The organism is Thermoflexibacter ruber (assembly GCF_900113045.1).
Classification (GTDB): domain Bacteria; phylum Bacteroidota; class Bacteroidia; order Cytophagales; family Thermoflexibacteraceae; genus Thermoflexibacter; species Thermoflexibacter ruber.
Window position 1 is genome coordinate 113,695 of sequence record NZ_FONY01000009.1, and the last position, 17,473, is coordinate 131,167.

At 35.5% G+C, this 17,473-nt stretch carries 20 protein-coding genes; 8 read left to right on the forward strand and 12 right to left on the reverse strand.

Going from position 1 to position 17,473, the window contains the following annotated elements; translation table 11 throughout:
• Window positions 1-58: 58 nt before the first annotated feature.
• From BM141_RS06825 to BM141_RS06835, 3 genes are all read right to left on the reverse strand, one after another.
• Entirely contained in the window at window positions 59-259 is a 201-nt protein-coding gene (locus tag BM141_RS06825) for a PID-CTERM protein-sorting domain-containing protein (protein WP_091542270.1), read from the reverse strand.
• A 112-nt stretch (window positions 260-371) separates the two neighbouring features.
• Complete coding sequence (locus BM141_RS06830) at window positions 372-1,211, reverse strand: hypothetical protein (protein WP_091542273.1); 840 nt, start codon at window positions 1,209-1,211, stop codon at window positions 372-374.
• Between the two features lie 394 nt (window positions 1,212-1,605).
• A complete protein-coding gene (locus BM141_RS06835) occupies window positions 1,606-2,244 on the reverse strand; it encodes a DNA-3-methyladenine glycosylase family protein (RefSeq protein WP_091542276.1) in 639 nt (212 codons plus the stop codon).
• Window positions 2,245-2,395: 151 nt separating this feature from the next.
• Between BM141_RS06835 and rpmH the strand changes: the two genes are divergently transcribed.
• Genes rpmH through rnpA form a run of 3 tightly spaced genes read left to right on the forward strand, consistent with a single transcriptional unit; the run spans window position 2,396 to window position 3,191 of the window.
• Window positions 2,396-2,554 carry a 50S ribosomal protein L34 gene (gene rpmH / locus BM141_RS06840; RefSeq protein WP_091542279.1) on the forward strand — a complete coding sequence of 53 codons (159 nt, stop codon included), beginning with the start codon at window positions 2,396-2,398 and terminating at the stop codon, window positions 2,552-2,554.
• A 48-nt stretch (window positions 2,555-2,602) separates the two neighbouring features.
• Window positions 2,603-2,731: a hypothetical protein gene (locus BM141_RS23635; RefSeq protein WP_262509450.1), complete on the forward strand. Its 129-nt coding sequence runs from the start codon at window positions 2,603-2,605 to the stop codon at window positions 2,729-2,731.
• 58 nt (window positions 2,732-2,789) lie between these two features.
• On the forward strand, window positions 2,790-3,191 hold the full coding sequence (rnpA, locus tag BM141_RS06845) for a ribonuclease P protein component (protein WP_177217292.1): 402 nt from the start codon (window positions 2,790-2,792) through the stop codon (window positions 3,189-3,191).
• Between the two features lie 39 nt (window positions 3,192-3,230).
• On the opposite strand, the gene BM141_RS06850 is transcribed toward rnpA, so the two are convergent.
• Window positions 3,231-3,464 carry a hypothetical protein gene (locus tag BM141_RS06850; protein ID WP_091542284.1) on the reverse strand — a complete coding sequence of 78 codons (234 nt, stop codon included), beginning with the start codon at window positions 3,462-3,464 and terminating at the stop codon, window positions 3,231-3,233.
• Between the two features lie 212 nt (window positions 3,465-3,676).
• On the opposite strand from BM141_RS06850, the gene BM141_RS06855 reads away from it, so the two are divergent.
• Both BM141_RS06855 and dapA read left to right on the forward strand, forming a co-directional pair.
• Window positions 3,677-4,216, forward strand: coding sequence for a DUF6913 domain-containing protein (locus tag BM141_RS06855; RefSeq protein ID WP_091542288.1), 540 nt, complete (start codon window positions 3,677-3,679; stop codon window positions 4,214-4,216).
• A complete protein-coding gene (gene dapA / locus BM141_RS06860; protein ID WP_091542291.1) occupies window positions 4,216-5,097 on the forward strand; it encodes a 4-hydroxy-tetrahydrodipicolinate synthase in 882 nt (293 codons plus the stop codon). Before BM141_RS06855 ends, dapA begins: the two co-directional genes overlap by 1 nt.
• Window positions 5,098-5,231: 134 nt before the next feature.
• Here dapA and BM141_RS06865 read toward each other — a convergent pair whose 3' ends face one another.
• Window positions 5,232-9,116: a two-component regulator propeller domain-containing protein gene (locus BM141_RS06865; protein WP_091542293.1), complete on the reverse strand. Its 3,885-nt coding sequence runs from the start codon at window positions 9,114-9,116 to the stop codon at window positions 5,232-5,234.
• Window positions 9,117-9,374: 258 nt separating this feature from the next.
• Here BM141_RS06865 and BM141_RS06870 point away from each other — a divergent pair, with 258 nt between their 5' ends.
• Window positions 9,375-10,001 carry an HAD family hydrolase gene (locus BM141_RS06870; RefSeq protein WP_091542297.1) on the forward strand — a complete coding sequence of 209 codons (627 nt, stop codon included), beginning with the start codon at window positions 9,375-9,377 and terminating at the stop codon, window positions 9,999-10,001.
• A 1-nt stretch (window position 10,002) separates the two neighbouring features.
• Here the strand turns inward: BM141_RS06870 and BM141_RS06875 are convergent, their stop codons facing one another.
• The 5 genes from BM141_RS06875 to BM141_RS06895 form a co-directional block, all read right to left on the reverse strand.
• Window positions 10,003-11,184, reverse strand: coding sequence for an aspartate aminotransferase family protein (locus BM141_RS06875; protein ID WP_091542346.1), 1,182 nt, complete (start codon window positions 11,182-11,184; stop codon window positions 10,003-10,005).
• 251 nt (window positions 11,185-11,435) lie between these two features.
• Window positions 11,436-12,119, reverse strand: a complete 684-nt coding sequence (locus BM141_RS06880; protein WP_091542301.1) for an SDR family NAD(P)-dependent oxidoreductase — start codon at window positions 12,117-12,119, stop codon at window positions 11,436-11,438.
• Window positions 12,116-12,784, reverse strand: a complete 669-nt coding sequence (gene rpe, locus BM141_RS06885) for a ribulose-phosphate 3-epimerase (protein WP_091542305.1) — start codon at window positions 12,782-12,784, stop codon at window positions 12,116-12,118. Before rpe ends, BM141_RS06880 begins: the two co-directional genes overlap by 4 nt.
• A gap of 109 nt (window positions 12,785-12,893) precedes the next feature.
• A complete protein-coding gene (locus tag BM141_RS06890) occupies window positions 12,894-13,241 on the reverse strand; it encodes a DNA-directed RNA polymerase subunit omega (RefSeq protein ID WP_091542307.1) in 348 nt (115 codons plus the stop codon).
• A 99-nt stretch (window positions 13,242-13,340) separates the two neighbouring features.
• The gene (locus tag BM141_RS06895) at window positions 13,341-14,201 is read right to left on the reverse strand and encodes an outer membrane protein assembly factor BamD (protein ID WP_091542310.1); all 861 of its coding nucleotides are present in this window, start codon (window positions 14,199-14,201) and stop codon (window positions 13,341-13,343) included.
• A gap of 178 nt (window positions 14,202-14,379) precedes the next feature.
• On the opposite strand from BM141_RS06895, the gene BM141_RS06900 reads away from it, so the two are divergent.
• Together BM141_RS06900 and BM141_RS06905 are read left to right on the forward strand one after the other, a co-directional pair.
• Window positions 14,380-15,558 (forward strand): glycosyltransferase family protein, encoded by a 1,179-nt coding sequence (locus BM141_RS06900; RefSeq protein ID WP_091542313.1) that lies wholly within the window; start codon window positions 14,380-14,382, stop codon window positions 15,556-15,558.
• A 117-nt stretch (window positions 15,559-15,675) separates the two neighbouring features.
• A complete protein-coding gene (locus BM141_RS06905) occupies window positions 15,676-16,395 on the forward strand; it encodes a hypothetical protein (protein WP_091542316.1) in 720 nt (239 codons plus the stop codon).
• 338 nt (window positions 16,396-16,733) lie between these two features.
• On the opposite strand, the gene BM141_RS06910 is transcribed toward BM141_RS06905, so the two are convergent.
• Both BM141_RS06910 and BM141_RS06915 read right to left on the reverse strand, forming a co-directional pair.
• The gene (locus BM141_RS06910) at window positions 16,734-17,231 is read right to left on the reverse strand and encodes a DUF1648 domain-containing protein (protein WP_091542319.1); all 498 of its coding nucleotides are present in this window, start codon (window positions 17,229-17,231) and stop codon (window positions 16,734-16,736) included.
• Window positions 17,209-17,442 (reverse strand): type II toxin-antitoxin system antitoxin, encoded by a 234-nt coding sequence (locus BM141_RS06915; protein WP_091542347.1) that lies wholly within the window; start codon window positions 17,440-17,442, stop codon window positions 17,209-17,211. The genes BM141_RS06910 and BM141_RS06915 overlap by 23 nt, the downstream gene beginning before the upstream one ends.
• Window positions 17,443-17,473 lie beyond the last annotated feature (31 nt).

Below are 17,473 nucleotides of genomic sequence, written 5' to 3' on the forward strand. Positions count from 1 at the left end.
AATTCTTTGCAGAGAGCATCAAACTTGACGAAAGTTTAATGCTCTTATTATTAGATTTTTAAGTATTACTTTTTCTTTTTTCGTTTAACTTCTTTGCACCGTAAAGTGCGCCTGCTGCCAAAAGTCCAAGTACGCCGCCGTCTATCGGAACAGCACCTGAATTGGGTGGCATAGGGTCGACTCCTGCTTGAGCAAAACTTGGATAATCAAGAAATAAAAGGCATAGCAAAGCAAGCCATGAAAGCAAAAATGGTTTCATCAATTTTTGATTTTTAGATAAATGTTGATTGTAAAGTTTTCAAATAACCCTGTTAGTAGTTGCAGACTTTAACTAACAGGGGGAATTTGAAAAGTTTAAAAGGTTGAGTTTTTTAATAAGCATACTCAAACCTGATAGAGATAACATCAGGTCTATTGGCTATCGATTGTGCTTTTGAGATAGGGAATCCTTTATCATTATACTGATAATCAAATAAATAAACTTTTTCATCTATCGCCCCATTAGGATACACCGTTTTCATGCGGCGGTAGTTGTTCTCGTAGAACCTTGTATCAGGCAAATAAGGATACATAAATAACAGATTGTCAATGCTTTTTTTGTCATCATAATCCTCATAAAAGACCGTATAACTCAGTTCAAATTCGTTGTTCTTGTTCAAAAATAAGTAAGCTTGTTGCGTCATGTTTCCTTTTGCATCATACTGATAAGTACGCTTGATTTGCGAAGGAGTGTCTTCTATCGGTTTAGCAATCACCTCTACGGTTTCTACAAGTTGTTTTTTCTGATTAAAAGTATAAAAACTCGTACTAAGCAGTTGGTTATTAGAAGTATAATAATTTTCTATTTTTTCTAATACCCTATCCTTGTAGAAATATTTACTATATCCATACGCCGATACAACCTTGCTAAGCCTATTTTCGCTGTCATACTCAAATAATTGAGTAAGCACTTGTATCGCGCCGTCAGGTCTATAAGTGTTTTGGGCAGTATATTTGATGATATTGCCTTTTTCATCATAGTCAAATACTTGAAAATCAGTAGGAGAGTTACTAATTTTTTTCAGTAATACCTTAGGGGCTACTGGGTCAGAAGGATTTTCTTCAGTTGGATTAGGTGAGTCAGCACCTTTTGGCTGACAAGATGACAAAGCTAACAATGCAATTAGAATTACAACAAGAGGTTGTAAATACAATTTTTTTAAAAGTTTCATAAATAAATTTTAAATTTTGACGATGAAAAGTATTTAGGTGATGAATAATAAGTTGAGCAAGAAAAGTTTTTATGATATAGTAATACTTATGCTCATAGCTCTCCTAATTTGCAAGATAAATGCCATTATTATAGTGTGCTAATAATCAATAATTTAACTCAGAAACTATTGTTCATGACTGAACACTTATGTACGAAAGTAGAACAGCAACTTAGTTTTAATATATACTTTTCACTTGCCTCAGCCCAATACTATCACTCACATTTTAAGAACACATGACGGCAAAAAAGTCCTATGAGTTGCATGCTTGGGAAGATTTGTAGGTGAAATATAAAAGTTTGGTGAGTGAAATGCTAAAAAACCAACTTGGCTTGCTGATGATAAAATCCTAAAATTAATCCTTTGCTTTTCCCTTTTTATCTCGCCATGCCCACAAATAGCGGCACGCCCACGTCCGATAAGGCTGCCAAACTTTGGCTATTTCATGTAGTTGTTTTCTTTTCTCTTTTACATTCGGTTCTCCCACTTCATAGAGTTCTATCATGCTTTGATAAATGCCTAAGTCATCTATCGGAAAAACATCTGGACGTTGTAAAGAGAAAATTAAAATCATTTCCACTGTCCACCTCCCTACTCCTTTGATTTGAGTAAGTAATTCTATGATTTCCTCGTCTTGGTATTGTTCTATTTGGGCTAACTCCGCATGACGCTGAATCGCAAACTCTGCTAAGTTCTTCACATACTTGACTTTTTGTTTGGAAAGTCCGACCTTTTGTAGTGTCTGCTCCTCCAAGTCTAAGATTTGTTGGGGTTCAGGTTTACGACTTTCAAATAATTCTAAAAATCGCTTGTAGATGGTATCTGCCACTTTCACAGATAGTTGCTGAGAGATGATAGAGCCTACCAAATCTGTAAAGAGGTGAGTTTGCATAGGTTTGACATAAGGCATATAATCTGTTTGAGCTATGACTTTTGCCATAATCCTATCCTTGCTCAGATGCAGAAGGATTTTTTCTTGGGTTTCTATATCCATGACGCTATTGAGGTATATTTTTCTTGCAAAGTATCTTTTCTTGAATAAAAAATTGCATAAATTTTGGTAAAAAGCAAAATAATGTCTAATTTTGCACTCCCAAAACGATAGAGGTAGAAAAAGACAAAGAACTTTTTAAACAGATATAACCATGAAAAGAACTTACCAACCTTCCAATAGGAAGCGTAGAAATAAGCACGGGTTCAGAGAAAGAATGTCCACACACAATGGAAGACGTGTATTGGCAAGCCGTAGAGCAAAAGGTAGAAAGAAATTAACGGTTTCTGATGAGAAAAAACACAAAGGATAGTTACATCTCTAAAACCATATTATTAGGAAACTTTAAAAATTACTTGTTATGAACTTAAGAGTAGCAAAAAAAATTTTAAAAAGCCAAGACGCATTAAACTACAATAAAGCTCAAATCAAAAAAGCGGAAGTAGTAATGAAGCGTGCTGAGAGAAACGCCGCAAAAAATAGCAAGTAATTGCTTCTTGGTTATCAAATAAAATGATGCTTGTCATTAATTTTACAATATTAGCACATTGAAACTGCATCGTTTTCCAAAATCAGAAAGATTACGCAGTAAAAAAGTTATTGAATCTCTTTTTAGTCCCGCCGATAAGTCTTTGGGCGGGAATGTTTTTTTATACCCTTTTAAAATTTTTTGGCTGAATCCACAAGCAGAGGGAAGTCCTCTTTTCCCACAAGTTATTATTTCTATACCCAAAAAACATTTTAAAAAAGCTGTTGTCCGAAATCGCCTTCGCCGCCAAATCAAGGAAGTTTATCGCACTCATAAATTCAATTTATTTCAACACAAAAAAACACCCTTTGCTTTGGGCATAATCTATATTGCCAAAGAAAAGCACGATTTCAGTTTTATAAAGAAGAAGCTAATATACGCGTTGGAGAAAATGTTAAAAACAATAAAAGATACCCCATGATTGGGAGTATCTTTTTTGAAGTATCTTTGGTAGTTTGAATTATTGTTTAGGATACATTTTTTCTTTAATCTTTAAGATGCGTTCAGCAGTCTTTCCTGTTTCATCATCAGGATAGACATTTTTAGTCTGCCTTGCAGGTCCTCCAATATCGCCATAGATACGTTCATCATCTGCATTCACAGGTCTTAACTCAGCCCTGTTATGTCCTTTGATACCACAAGAAAATAAGCCTAAGCAAGACAAGATGACAACGAATGTGAGTAGTTTTTTCATAGTACAATATAATCTATGTGAATTAATGCTATTGAAAATCGTAATTTAAGGTTAGAGTTTTATTTCGGTTCAAAGTTAAAAAGGAATGGTTGATAAGTCAAAAAATCCATGCAAAACTTTCAAATTATATGACTTTTCCTTAATAAATCTAACTTTCTTTTTACAAAAAATCTAAATTTGCGTTTCCGTTACGTAACTACCATGAATGAAGCATGAATTTTCTTAAAAAATTTTTTTTAGAGTGGAAAATAAAGCAAGCACTGAAGGAACATCAAACCTCAGTAAACAGGCGTACTCCAAACTATGAAGAAGCAAAAAGTATAGGTATTTTACTTTACACTACCAATCCTGCTGATTTTGTGGGGGTAAAGAAGTTGATTGAAGCCTTTGCCAAAGACAAGAAAAAAGTAATTTCCTTAGTTTATTTTCCTAAGGAAGAGAATCTACCTACTTTGGATTTTCAACATTATGTACTGACCGACAAAGAGATAGATACATGGGGTAATGTCAAACTGGAAATAGTACAAAACTTTATAGAACAGCCTTTTGATTATTTGTACTGCATCAGCCGAGAAGAAGTATTAGTTTTTCAGTATATTCTGGCAAAATCTAAGGCAAAATGTAGGATAGGGGAATATAGTGAGAAAAATGCAGTTTTTTTTGAGATGATGATTCATTTGAAAGCTGAGCAAGAGATGAAAATTTTGATAGAACAAGCATTGCATTACACACAATCAATTATTTATAACTAATGACAAATTTTAATTGGGAAGGAGTAGGAGTAGCTTTGGTTACGCCCTTCCATGCTGACGAGTCTATAGATTACAAAGGACTTTTAAGGCTTTTGAAACATACTGAAAACTATGTAGATTATTGGGTAGTACATGGCACCACAGGAGAAGCCGTAACTACTACAGCCCAAGAGAAAGCAGAGATTTTACAATTTATCAAAGCCAATAATCCTAAGCAAGTCCCTATCATGTACGGCTTAGGTGGAAATAATACCAGGTATATTTTAGAGGAGCTAAAAAAAATTGACTTTGAGGGAGTTGGGGCTATACTCTCCGTTTCTCCTTACTACAATAAGCCTTCGCAAAGTGGCATCATTAAACACTATCAAGCTATTGCTGACCACTCTCCTGTACCTGTCATGCTTTACAATGTACCCGGGAGGACTTCTTCTAATCTGAGTGTAGAAACGACTTTGGCTCTTGCCAAGCACCCAAACATCTTAGGAATTAAAGAAGCCTCTGGCAACATTACCCAATGTATGCAACTTGCCAAAGACAAGCCTAAGGATTTTTTGTTGCTGTCTGGCGATGATATACTGACTGTACCTTCGGTAAGTTTTGGGGCAGTGGGGGTAATTTCTGTCTTAGCTAATGCCCTGCCCAAAGAGTTCTGCCAAATGGTAAAATTTGCTTTAAACGGCGATTATGTCAATGCTTCTATATTACTGTATCGTTTTTTAGCTTTGAATGATTTGATGTATGCAGAAGGCAATCCTGTGGGAGTCAAAGCTTTATTAGAGGTTATGGGGATATGTGGAAGTTACGTAAGACCTCCTATGGATAGAGCATCTGATGGTTTGTTAGAAAAAATAAAACAAGAGTTGAAAAACTTTAAGTTTTAAACCTAAAAAGGGTTGAGTTGATATTCAAGAAAAAACCATTCTTTGACTGTAGTACCGATTTTCCAAACCACAGTGGAACTGTAGGTGAGTGTCTTTTTATAAACCTTATGAGATTTAGATAGATTCATGAGGTTTTAGATTCTGATGCCTAAAAAAGTAATATCATCTCGCTGTTCTGTGCCAGTAAGTTGTGCTTCTAACTCTTTTTCTAAAATTTCTTTCTGGCTAAAAAGTGGAAGAGTATAGATATGTTTTAATTTTTCCTGAAGTTTGCTTGAGCCGTATTTGATACGATGAAGGTCGTTTTGGTCGGTAAATCCATCAGTGAGTAGGTAAATCATTTCTCCCTTTTGCAAATCTTCTATCACAGTATTCGTAAAAATGTGTTTCTCTCTCTGCTTGCCCCCAATAGAGCGATTTTCTCCTCTATATTTAACAACGTCAAGACTATTCACGCGATAAAGTGGGAACTGCGCCCCTGAGAAGGTAAGTTTTTTTCCATGACTCACATTCTCCAGCAGACAAAGTCCCATGTCCATACCATCGTCATTGTATTTGTCCTCCTGACGTAAGATGCTTCTTACCTGCTCGTGCATTTCTTCCAAAATCTCCGCAGGTAAAAGGTAGGGCTTTTGGCTGGTAATTTCATTGAGTAAAATACTTCCAATCATACTCATAAAAGCACCCGGCACTCCATGCCCCGTGCAATCTACCACAGCAAAAAATATTCTGTTACCTATTTTTTTACACCAATAGAAATCCCCAGAAACTAAGTCTTTAGCTTTGTAGATTACAAAATGATTTTGAAAGCCAAAACAAGAGTCGAGCATCTCTTCTGTGGGTAAAATACTATGTTGAATAGTTTGGGCATAGCGAATACTGTCTGTAGTATATCTGTTTTTTTCTTCTATAGTGCGTTTAGCTATTTCTAATTGCCGGTAATTGTTGGCATTATCTATGGCAATAGCGATGTAAGAAGCCAAGTTTTTGAGTAAGTCTAAGTGTTGGGCATGATAGGAGTTTTTTTCTAAACTTTGCACAGTAAGCACTCCAATTATCTTATTTTCAATAAATAAAGGTACGTAAATCATAGATTGCGCCGCCTTGCCCATGATAGGCGATTGGCGTGCAGTGATATACTTTTTGTATTCGCTTTCTACATCATTTAAAAATACTTCTCTTTGATTCAAAAAGCACCAAACGGAGAAACGCCTTTCATCATCAAGCGCATGGGTAAACTTTGTTAAAGTTTTACCATTTTCTATAAAGCCTTCAAAAACTATCTGTCTATTTTCTTTGTCATACAAGCCTATACCCAAGCCATTTGCTGCCATGAGTTGATTGACATTTTCATACACTTTGCTGATAATCGTCTGTAAATCAAGCGCATTGGTAATTTCTTGACCTATCAAAGTAAGCGTTTTAATGTCATTCAATAGCTTTTCCAATTCATTTTTTTGAATATTGATTTCCTCCTTTTGGCGGCTAATCTCATTGGTGCGAAGCGTTACTAAGTTTTCTAATTTTTTCTTTTGCATCTCTACCTGCCTAACCCTTTGTTGATAAAAATAAAATAGAAATCCTAACAACAGGATAACCGTCAGCACTCTGAAAACAGTAGTTTTCCAAAAAGGAGGCTCTATAGTAATTTTTAAGTTTACTTCATTTTTGCTCCATAGACCATCGCTATTAGTTGCTCGTACTTTGAAAAAGTAAGTTCCCTCGGGTAGGTTAGTATAAGTATCTGTTCTACGCTTATAGTTGGTTTCTCGCCAGTCTTTGTCAAATCCTTCCATTTTGTACTGGTATTTGATTTTAGTAGGATTTTTAAAATCTAAACTGACAAAATCAAGCGAAAAAACATTGTCCTCATAGGAAATTGTTAGCTCCTTAGTCAATGAAATATGGGCTTTTAAGGGAGAATTATCATAATCTCTGACTGATTTATTGGCTATCTTAAAGTCCGTAAGTACTACATTAGGTGAAAAAGAGTTAGACTCCATAGCACTGGGCAAAAATGTGTTAAAGCCATTAATCCCGCCAAAAAACATTTCTCCCTTTTTATTTTTGTGGAAAGCATACAAGTTAAACTCATTGCTCTGTAAGCCGTCTTCCTCAAAATAGTTATATACTTCTAAGGTTTTAGGGTTGAACTTAGCTAAGCCACGATTGGTGCTTAGCCATAAGTTACTTTTTTCATCTTCTAAAATCCCATAAATTACATTGTTAGGAAGTCCATTTTTTTCAGTATAGTAAGTGAATGTTTCTGTTTTTTTGTCAAAATAATTGAGTCCCCCTCCTACAGTACCTACCCAGAGGTTGCCTTGTTTAGTAACGAGCAGACAGTTCAGGATATTATTAGATAAACTTTTAGGATTGCTTACATCACTGACATATCTCTTAAATTTCTTTTTTGCTTTGTCATATTTGTTTAAACCTCCTTCTGTGGCTATCCAAAGTATATTTTCATCAGTATCTTGTACGATGTACTTGACAGTAGCATGGCTTAGAGAGTCGGGGTGGTTAGAAGCATAATGATTTTCAAAGCTACCTGTTTGTAGGTCAAGTTTAGAAAGTCCACCGGTTGTACCTATCCATAATACATCTTCTTTTGAATCGTAATATAGCCCTCTTGTTCCGTTATTTATCAAAGAATTAGGATTATTGGCTATATATTGGATATTAGTAACCTTTGGCAAATTAGTTTTGCTATCAAAAGTGATTTTGTCCAGTCCCTTGTTGAGCGTACTCACCCAAATATTTCCATACTTATCCTCGACAATCATGTTGATACGGTCTTCGCTAATAGGGGGAAGTGATTTGGTAGAAAATAAAGTAAATTTTCCTGTCTGTCTATCTATCATATTTAGTCCCCCTAAGGTTGTCCCTACCCAAAGCCTGCCTTTGGAATCTTCAAATATACCTCGCATACTATTGGCACTAAGCGAGTTGGGATTGTTAGCTTCTTTCTGATAGTGTTTGAAGCGAGCTTTATCAGGGTCATATTTATTGAGTCCCCCATTATATGTCCCAATCCAAAACAAGCCTGCTTTGTCCTGAAAAATGGAATTAATATCATTATTACTTAAACTCATTGGATTGGTTGCATCAAATTGGTAAGGAATGAATATGTTTTTAGACTTATTATATTTTATCAATCCATTCCCTTGTGAAGCTATCCACATATCTCCATTGGGTAAGTGGAAAAGTTGTCTTATACTATATCCTTTTAGCAAAGAATTTTCGGAGTAGAAAGGTAAAAATTCTTTTTTTCTATCATTGAATAGGAAAATTCCATTAGTAGCAGTACCTATCCAAATTTCTCCTTTTTCATCAGCACTAATATGCAACAAGGCATCTGCATCTTTGGAAAATGTAGGATAGGAATAAGTTTGAAATTGCTCTTTTTCTGTATCAAAGCTAATTAACTGAGGTGTTTCTGCCCCAATCCACAAGAGGTTTTTATGGTAAAAAAGAGCATAGACACCGTTATTAGGCAGACTATTCGCATAATTGGGAATATGCACATAACTTTGTAGTTTTTTTTCGCTGGCTTTTAAATCTAACTTAGCGATGCCATTCCCTTCGTAGCTAATCCACAGTTGTTTGTTTTTATCTTCTACTATACTCGTAACCCTATTCCCGTTAGGATTGAGCGTACTATCTACTATCAAAGTAAACTCTTCGCGAGCTTTATTGAAATAGTGTAAGCCTCTGCGCGTTCCTACCCAAAGCGAACCTTCGCTATCTTCAAAAAGTGCAGAAATTAGATTGCTTTGTAAGGAGCGTGGATTGTCTATTTCATTTTTATATACTTCAAAATCAAGTCCATTGTATTTGTTCAAGCCATCTAAAGTCCCAATCCACAAATAGCCCATGCGGTCTTGTAATATACAAGTAACTGTGTTTTGGGAAAGTCCATCTTTGATAGTAATTCGCTCAAAACGAATGCTCTCTTGTGCATTGATTTCCAATACATTAAAAAATAATAGGATAAGTAAACCTATTCTGTAAAGCATTTTAAAAATTTATTAATGGTTGAACATCACGTACTTACAGTAGGTAAATATAAAGTCTTGCTAAATTATGCTATGTTTACTCATATAAGATTTAATACTATAGGGGATTGTAATCTTTAAAACAGCGAATGTTAATTTTATTGGTTAAATATAGCTAATAAATTAAATTTTGCAAATCAAATTCCTTTTTCTATTCCTTTCTAAATTATATTTTTTAACCTATTTTCGTATCGCAAAAATTATAACACTCAAAACAAGATGCTTACTAAATACACCACTATCATCTTTGACTTAGGTGGAGTCATTATCAACTTAGAAGAGAAGCGAACAGTGGAGGCTTTTCGCAGACTCAGTAAATTAGCTGAAGATGATTTTTATGCCATGTATAAACCTACCTCTTATAGTTTTTCTATGTTGGAAAACTACGAAACAGGGAAGGTTTCCAATCAAGATTTTAGAAATGCGATGCGAAAAATCCTGCACATAGAAGCCGAAGACCACGCCATTGACCATGCTTGGAATCAGATTTTGGGCGACATTCCCCAAGAAAGAATTGACTTGCTCAAAAAACTGGTCAATTCGCATCAAACAATGCTTCTAAGCAATACCAATGATATTCACAGGCTCGCTTTTGATGACATCTTGCACCAACAAGCAAAAATAAAATTTACAGACCTGTTCCATAAAGTTTATTACTCTTACGAGATGCAAGACCGAAAACCCAATTTGAGTATTTATAGGAGAATATTAGAGGAAAACAAACTTAAACCTTCGGAAACCCTTTTTATCGATGACAATATGAAAAATGTGGTAGCGGCAAGGCGTTTGGGTATTCATGCGGTTCACTTAGTTCCTCCTGTTACCATCAATCAGTTATTAGGATAGTTTATTTTTTGCTCATAGCTTTTAACAAGATACCACATACATCGCGAATCTGATTTTTGTTGATAGTAAGCGGTGGAGCTATTCGCAAAGCACTATCACAATACAAAAACCAGTCTGTAATTACTCCGTAGCTAATCGCTTTGTCGATAATAGATTTGACTTCGCTAAAGTTCTCAAATTGCAGTGCCATCATCAGTCCCAGACTCCTAATTTCTTTGATGCGTGGGTGAATGAGCATTTCGCGGAAGAGTTGCTCTTTTTCAGCGACTTTTTCGTGTAGCTTTTGCCTCAAAATAATACGAATCGTGGCTAAAGATGCTGCACAACTTACAGGGTGTCCACCAAAAGTAGTAATATGCCCAAGCACAGGATTATGCGTAAGTACAGACATGATTTTTTTTGAAGAAATAAAAGCCCCGATAGGCATACCACCACCCATGCCTTTGGCACATACCAAAATATCAGGAACAATGCCAAAATGTTCAAAAGCCCAAAATTTGCCTGTACGACCAAATCCTGCTTGAATCTCGTCTAAAATTAGTAAAGTTCCTGTTTCGGTACATTTCTGACGAAGTTTTTGCAAATATTCTTTTGTAGGTACTCTTACGCCTGCTTCCCCCTGTACGGTTTCTATCAGTACACAAGCTGTTTTTTGTGTAATATTTTCTAAGTCATTAATTTCATTAAAGCGAATGTGCTTAATGTCAGGTAAGAGTGGGCGATAAGCATTTTTAAAATATTCGCTCCCATTCATGCTCAACGCTCCATGCGTAGAACCATGATAAGCATTAAAACAAGAAATCATCTCTGTTCTGCCTGTAAAACGTTTCGCAAGTTTGAGGGCACCCTCGATAGCCTCTGTTCCTGAGTTTACTAAATATACATTATCAAGACTTTCTGGAAGTGTTGCTACTAATCTTTTTGCCAAATTGACTTGTGGGGATTGTACATATTCACCATAAACCATCACGTGCAGGTAACTTTTAAGTTGTTTTCGAATTGCCCTGAGTACGTGAGGGTGTCTATGCCCTACGTTGCTTACTCCAATGCCAGAAATCAAATCTATGTACTTTTTTCCGTCCCTCCCTTTTAGGTAAATGCCCTCTGCTGACTTAATCTCGAGCATGAGCGGAGCATCGCTCGTTTGTGCGAGATAGTCCAAAAAAAGAGCGCGTTGGGAAATACTTGTACTTTCAGCTAATTCTGGAACAATTTGATTTTCAAATGAGAGCATACAATTAAAGCAATATTAATCTAATAAAAAGAAAACCAAGTCCCTACAAAAAATGGAAGTTAGGAGATGAAAAAGCATAAGGGTTTTATTCAAAACTTTGGCTCACTATTTAGAAAATACCTATAAACGATTTAACACAAAATTAATGAATTAAGTTAATAGTCCTAAAAACTTCATATAAAATTTTGCGATTTTTAATTTTATGGTGTACTAAGGGCTACGGGTAGGATTTTCCCTTGATAAAAGCGGTGTCCATTTTCAGCAAACCAAACGAGATGCTCTGCCATTTGTCGGTCTTTCAGAGGTGCTAAGGCGGAAGGGAAAGCCTCTCTGAACATTTCGCTTTCTACTGCACCCAAAGCCAAGCAGTTGATAGCTATGTTTTTATCTTTGAGTTCTACTGCCAAGCATTCTGTCAGGTTTGCCAAAGCTGCTTTTGAGGTGCTATACGCCGACAAACCTGTAAACTTTACCGAACCTTGAAAACCTCCCATGCTTCCAATATTGACGATGTGTGCCTTCTTACTTTTGCCCATGTAAGGAAGTAAGTGATTGATTAATTTGACTGCACCAAAAAAGTTTACTTGAAAAATCTCTAACCATGCTTTTTCAGAAAGTTCTATAAAAGATTGATTCAGTAATAAGCCCGCATTATTTATTAAGACATGAATTTCTCCAAAGCGATTACTTATCATAGTGATTAAGTCCTCATCAAAATTTGCCAAGTCAAAAGTAAAAGCATGGATATTGGGTAAACTCAATTTTTTCAACGGTTCTGGATTTCTTGACAAAGCAATTACGTGATTTTGAGGATTTTTACTTAATAATAATGCTGTTTCGTAGCCAATGCCTCTGCTTGCCCCTGTAATGACGATATTGTTCATGCCTTCACCGTTAATTTTTTCAAATCGCTAATAGTTTGCAAAGGGTTGGGCGAGGAGAAAACAAAACTGCCTGCTACCAAGACATTCGCCCCCGCTTCTAACAACAGAGGAGCATTGGCAAGGTTTACTCCTCCATCTATTTCTATAAGTAGGTTTGGATTATGCTTGGCAGCTAATTCTCTCAATTGAGTAACTTTACGATAGGTATTTTCAATAAATTTTTGTCCTCCAAATCCAGGGTTTACTGACATCATACACACCAAGTCGATGTCTTGCAATACATCGGCTAATAGCTCTACGGAAGTGTGCGGATTGATAGCTACTCCTGTTTTACAGCCTAAATCCTTGATTTGGTGAATAGAGCGATGCAAGTGCGTACAAGCCTCATAATGTACTGAAATCAGCCCTGCCCCTGCTTGGTAAAAAGCCTCTACGTATTTTTCAGGCTGCACTATCATCAAATGTACATCGAGCATTTTTTTTGAATGTTTGGCGATTGCCTCACAAACAGGCAGCCCCATAGAGATATTGGGGACAAATACGCCATCCATAATGTCTATGTGAACCCAATCTGCTTCGCTTTGGTTAAGCATCTCTACCTCTGTTTGTAAATTGGCAAAATCTGCCGCAAGGATAGAAGGTGAAACGATGGGAGAGGTATTCATGTGATTTTTAATTAATTGTATGCAGTCGTAAATTTTCTTATAAGTCAGTAAAAACAAATGCTTCCCTTTGTAGAGGAAGCATCGATATATCAAATTAAGTAACTTGACCTTATTCTTCTGTATCTATAATCATCTCGTCTGGGCGAGTTATTGGAATAAACTCAGGCTCTGTATAAACCAACTTATCGTCCATAAATTCATCTATTGCTACAATAGTAGGCTTTGGCATACGCTCATAGTACTTAGAAATCTCTATCTGTTCTCTATTTTCAAATACTTCCTCTAAGTTATCTACTGTAGAGGCAAAATCCGCCAACTTTGTAGAAAGTTCTTCTTTCTGCTTAGCGGCAAGTTGTCTTGCTCGCTTAGCAATAATATTGATAGACTGATATATATTACCTGTTTTCGCCGCAATCTCAGGTACATTTCTCGTAATAATGGAAGATGGTGATGGCATATATCTAGATCGAGTTTATAATTTCAAAAATTAGAAATAGTTTTGGAAAAATTTAGCTTGCAAAGATAGCACTTTTCATAAAATAAAGCAAGAAATAAATTAATTCGTTCCTACATTTTGTGCCGTTGCTGTACTTTTCTTTTCTGCCCCTGTAATACCTGCTAATTGTCTTTTTGTTTGCTCGTAAATATTTTCTGCTTGCTTTAAAAACTTACTTTTAGGATATTTTTCTGTAAAAGTCTGGTACATTTCCACCAATTCCTCAAAGCGTTCTTTTTGCTTGGTATAGTAACTGTTTTTAGCTAAGTCGTATTGGGCTTCCATTTTGTGGAAAAAAGCCTCTTCTTGGAGTTTAGAGTCAGGAAAGTCTTTTCTGAAATTCTCATACGCAATGACCGCAGATTTAGAGTATTCGTATTTATAATTGACCAATTTCTGGTAAAGGCGAGCCGTATTAAAGGCTTTGGTTTCTAACTTAGTACGCAACTCCAAAATCTGACTACTTGCTTGCTGTGCATATTTGCTGTTTGGGTAGCGATTGATAAATTCTTGAAACTCATCTATGGCATCATTGGTATTGGATTGGTCTAAGTTAGGAGCGGGACAGTCCATAAATTGGGAATAGGCACTCATAAATAAAGCCTCCTCAGCAAACTCACTGCGACTATACGTATCATGAAAAGTTTTGAACCCGTTACCACTCATGGTATATTGTCCTTGTTTAAAGTAACAGTAAGCCAAGTAAAATCTTGCTTTCTCTGCCTCAATAGTGCCTACTAAGATAGGAACGAGGTCTTCCAACAACGCGCCAGCGCGGTAATAATCTCCTTTTTCGTAGTACTCGAGAGCAGCTTGGTAGCGTACTTGCCACTGAGGATTCTTGACGATTTTCTGAAACTTGCTACAAGAAGTAATTAACAATAAGAGAATAAGAATATTAGACAAAAAAAACTTTTTCATTGGTTCAAAAATTGACCTAATAATATATCAAAATAACTCAGCAAACAAGCATTATTTCTTTTTAAAGTTCGCAAATGCGAAAAGAATAGTTGCAAATTTGCATATTTATTTTCAGATAATTAGCAAAATAAGCGTTAAAGTTCGGTAAACTTTGGAATTTTTAAGAAAATTTACTTTGATGAAAAAAATAGCGATTGCTTCTGTACTCAAACCTGTGGACGATGTGCGAATGTACGAGAAATTTGCCTTGTCCATAGCCAAGCTATTTCCTAACGGGTATGAAATACATATTTTAGGTGCAGCTTCAAGTAAAGTTTCTGATTTTCAAAGTATTGATAATATCTTTTTTTATCCTATTGCCCGCTTTGACCGCTTGGATAATAAACGATGGAAATATAGCCAAGTTTTTTTACAATATATTTTAAAAATCAAACCTGACTTACTCATTATCAATTCTCCTGAACTATTGTTACCTTCTCTGTTCGTCAAACTGTATCTTAAAACTCCTATCATTTACGATGTAAGAGAAAACTACTTTCGCAATATTTGGTATCAGCCGACTTATCCATTTTTTTTGCGTTTCCCTTTGGCTATATTCGTGAGAGCCTTAGAATATGTAAGTCGCCTGTGGATAGATTTTTATTTGTTAGCAGAAAAAAACTACGAAAAAGAATTTTCATTTAGCAAAGGAAAAAGCCAAGTGATTGAGAATAAATACAAAAGATTAATGACTAATGATGAATTACTAATTAGTAATCAACTAACTACAAACAACAAACAACTAACATCAAATATCCAACATCTAATATCCAGCACCAAACACCTAACTTTCTTATATACAGGCACAATTTCTTATACTTACGGCACTCACAGAGCGATTGAGTTTATTGAAAAAATTAGAGAATATCTACCTGATAGTCAGCTAATAGTCAAGGGTTTTTGCTCTGATAAAAAATACAGAGCTTTACTTGAAAAAGAGGTAATAGACAGCAAATTCATTCACTTGGAAATCAGCAATGTTCCTCTAAATCATCAAGAAATTATCAACGCTTTTGCAAAAGCAGATATTGCACTGCTTCCTTATTTACCCAATAAAAGCACAGAAAATTGTATTCCTGCCAAACTCTACGAATACATCGCCCACCAAGTCCCCATGATTGTTCAGTTCAATCCACTTTGGCAAGAAGTTTGCCATCCTTGTAATGCTGCCTTATTTATTGATTTTAAGCAGTTTGATATAGAAAGGTTAGTGAAAGATTTGGGTAGTTTTTCTTTTTACAGTGAAGGAAGTACAGCCTTTGTTTGGTGGGAAAACGAGGAGGCAAAACTAAGGCAGGTCATAGAGCGATTTGTATAAAAATTCATCTTTTGTTTGCATGAAATCAATATTTTTAGTAAATTCAACTATCCTAATCAACGCATACATATTTCCGCCTTAATTTTCTTTCATTGTTTTAACTAAACCCAAACGTCTATGAAGCAATTAAATGCAAACTGGCTAACCGAAGGACTAATTGATTTTGAGTACAAAAAGTATATCGTACTCGCCTATTTGCAAAGTGCAAATAGTGAATTTGAGGAAAAAAAACTGTACCCTATCTTTGCAGACCTCATTTTCCACTACCAAAACTTATTACAAATTAAAGAAAGTAAAAAACTTATTTATGAGCAATTTCCCCAACAAATCAGCAGGGCAGACTTTGAAAAGTTGGAAATCATTTATCAAAAAATTGTAGAAGATGATGAGGCAATGAAAGAGATTGAAGAAATCGTGAGTTTTGCCCTACCTCGCTTCAAAAAAATGATGCAAAACGGGAAAAATATTTATGATTATATAGAAAGTAAATTGGAAATCATACCTATAGGCTTGTTGCCTATTTACTCAGGCGAAGGCTATCTTTTCTTGAATGAATACCACGTCAGCGATACCAAGGTGTATCAGTACCAAATTACCGTGTTTGAGAATACCCACGAAAAATACAGGGCGGTAAACGTGCAGTATGTAGAAAGCGTAAAAAAGGGCATAGGGCAGACTTATGAAAATTTGAAAATTTCCTTAGTAAAAAAGTACAAAACTTTTGCAAATCCGGCTACTTTCATGGTAGTTTCGCATATTGCCTGTCCCCTGCAAGAGTCCCTGCTCCCTATAGCTAAAAGAGTATTGGTTAGGTATGTGAGTAGCTTGGCAGCGTAGGGAAAATGTAGCAAATTACCAAAAATTAAAAATTTTGTTTTTGTCAGTTTGGCAAACTGACAAAAACAATGACATAATATTCTTGCTCTCTCTTAAACTGCTTTTACAAATAAAAGACTGTATCAGATTGAAGTAATGATATTTGTAGGAGTTACGTACCTGCATATTTGGTATCAATTTAGAGAAAATTTAATCTCTTGTTTCCTTAAACAAAACCTTACGTAAGTTTATGGTTCATAAGTCCTAATAATTATTAATTATCAATTACTTGTATTAACTCATAATTTATCACTTATAATTCATAACTACTTATGTCCATTACAATTACTGACAGAGTATTATTTACTTTTTTTCAGTTTCAGTGCAAAAAATATCGACGGAAAAACAAGTAAGAATATTACAACCAGTATGCTCCAAGTTCCTATTTCTGTCAATGCTCCTGTGGCTACTTTGAATGTAACGAAAGTAATGATTGCAAAGACAAGCAATACACTGAACTTCAAATACCTAATTAGTCGAGTGGCAAGTGTGTATTGTCTTTGTGCATTTTCTTTTGTAATCTCTACGGAGTAGTTGAAAATGTGTGGATAGCGATTTAGGATAGTCATACCTATAAAAACTATCGCTCCAAGAGCAGGAAGAATAAAAATGGTTTCCTTCCTGCCAAAATCGTCAGCTTCTCCTTTGAAATTGAAGTGAGTAGGGATAGTTTCTGGAAGTTGGAAGTAGCTCAGTATTGCCAACCCTATCAGTAATACTAAAGCCACCCAACCAGCTATCTCCCAAAATTGGTCTATGGGAGATAGTTCTAATTCAATTTTGGGTTTTGTTTTCATGTTCTTGTTCTTTTATAGTTTTTTCCTCTACTTTTTGTTCATTTTCAGGCTCTTGGATTTTTCTTTTCAATCGCTTTGTTTGCTTGAGCATTTGGTAGAGCATCCATTCTATTTGCCCATTAGTACTGCGGAACTCATCTGCTGCCCATTGCTCTATGGCTTCCATGAGGTCTTCGTCTATCCGCAGTGCAAAAGATTTTTTCTTAGCCATAGTTTTATAATTTTTTGCTGTAAAATCACTT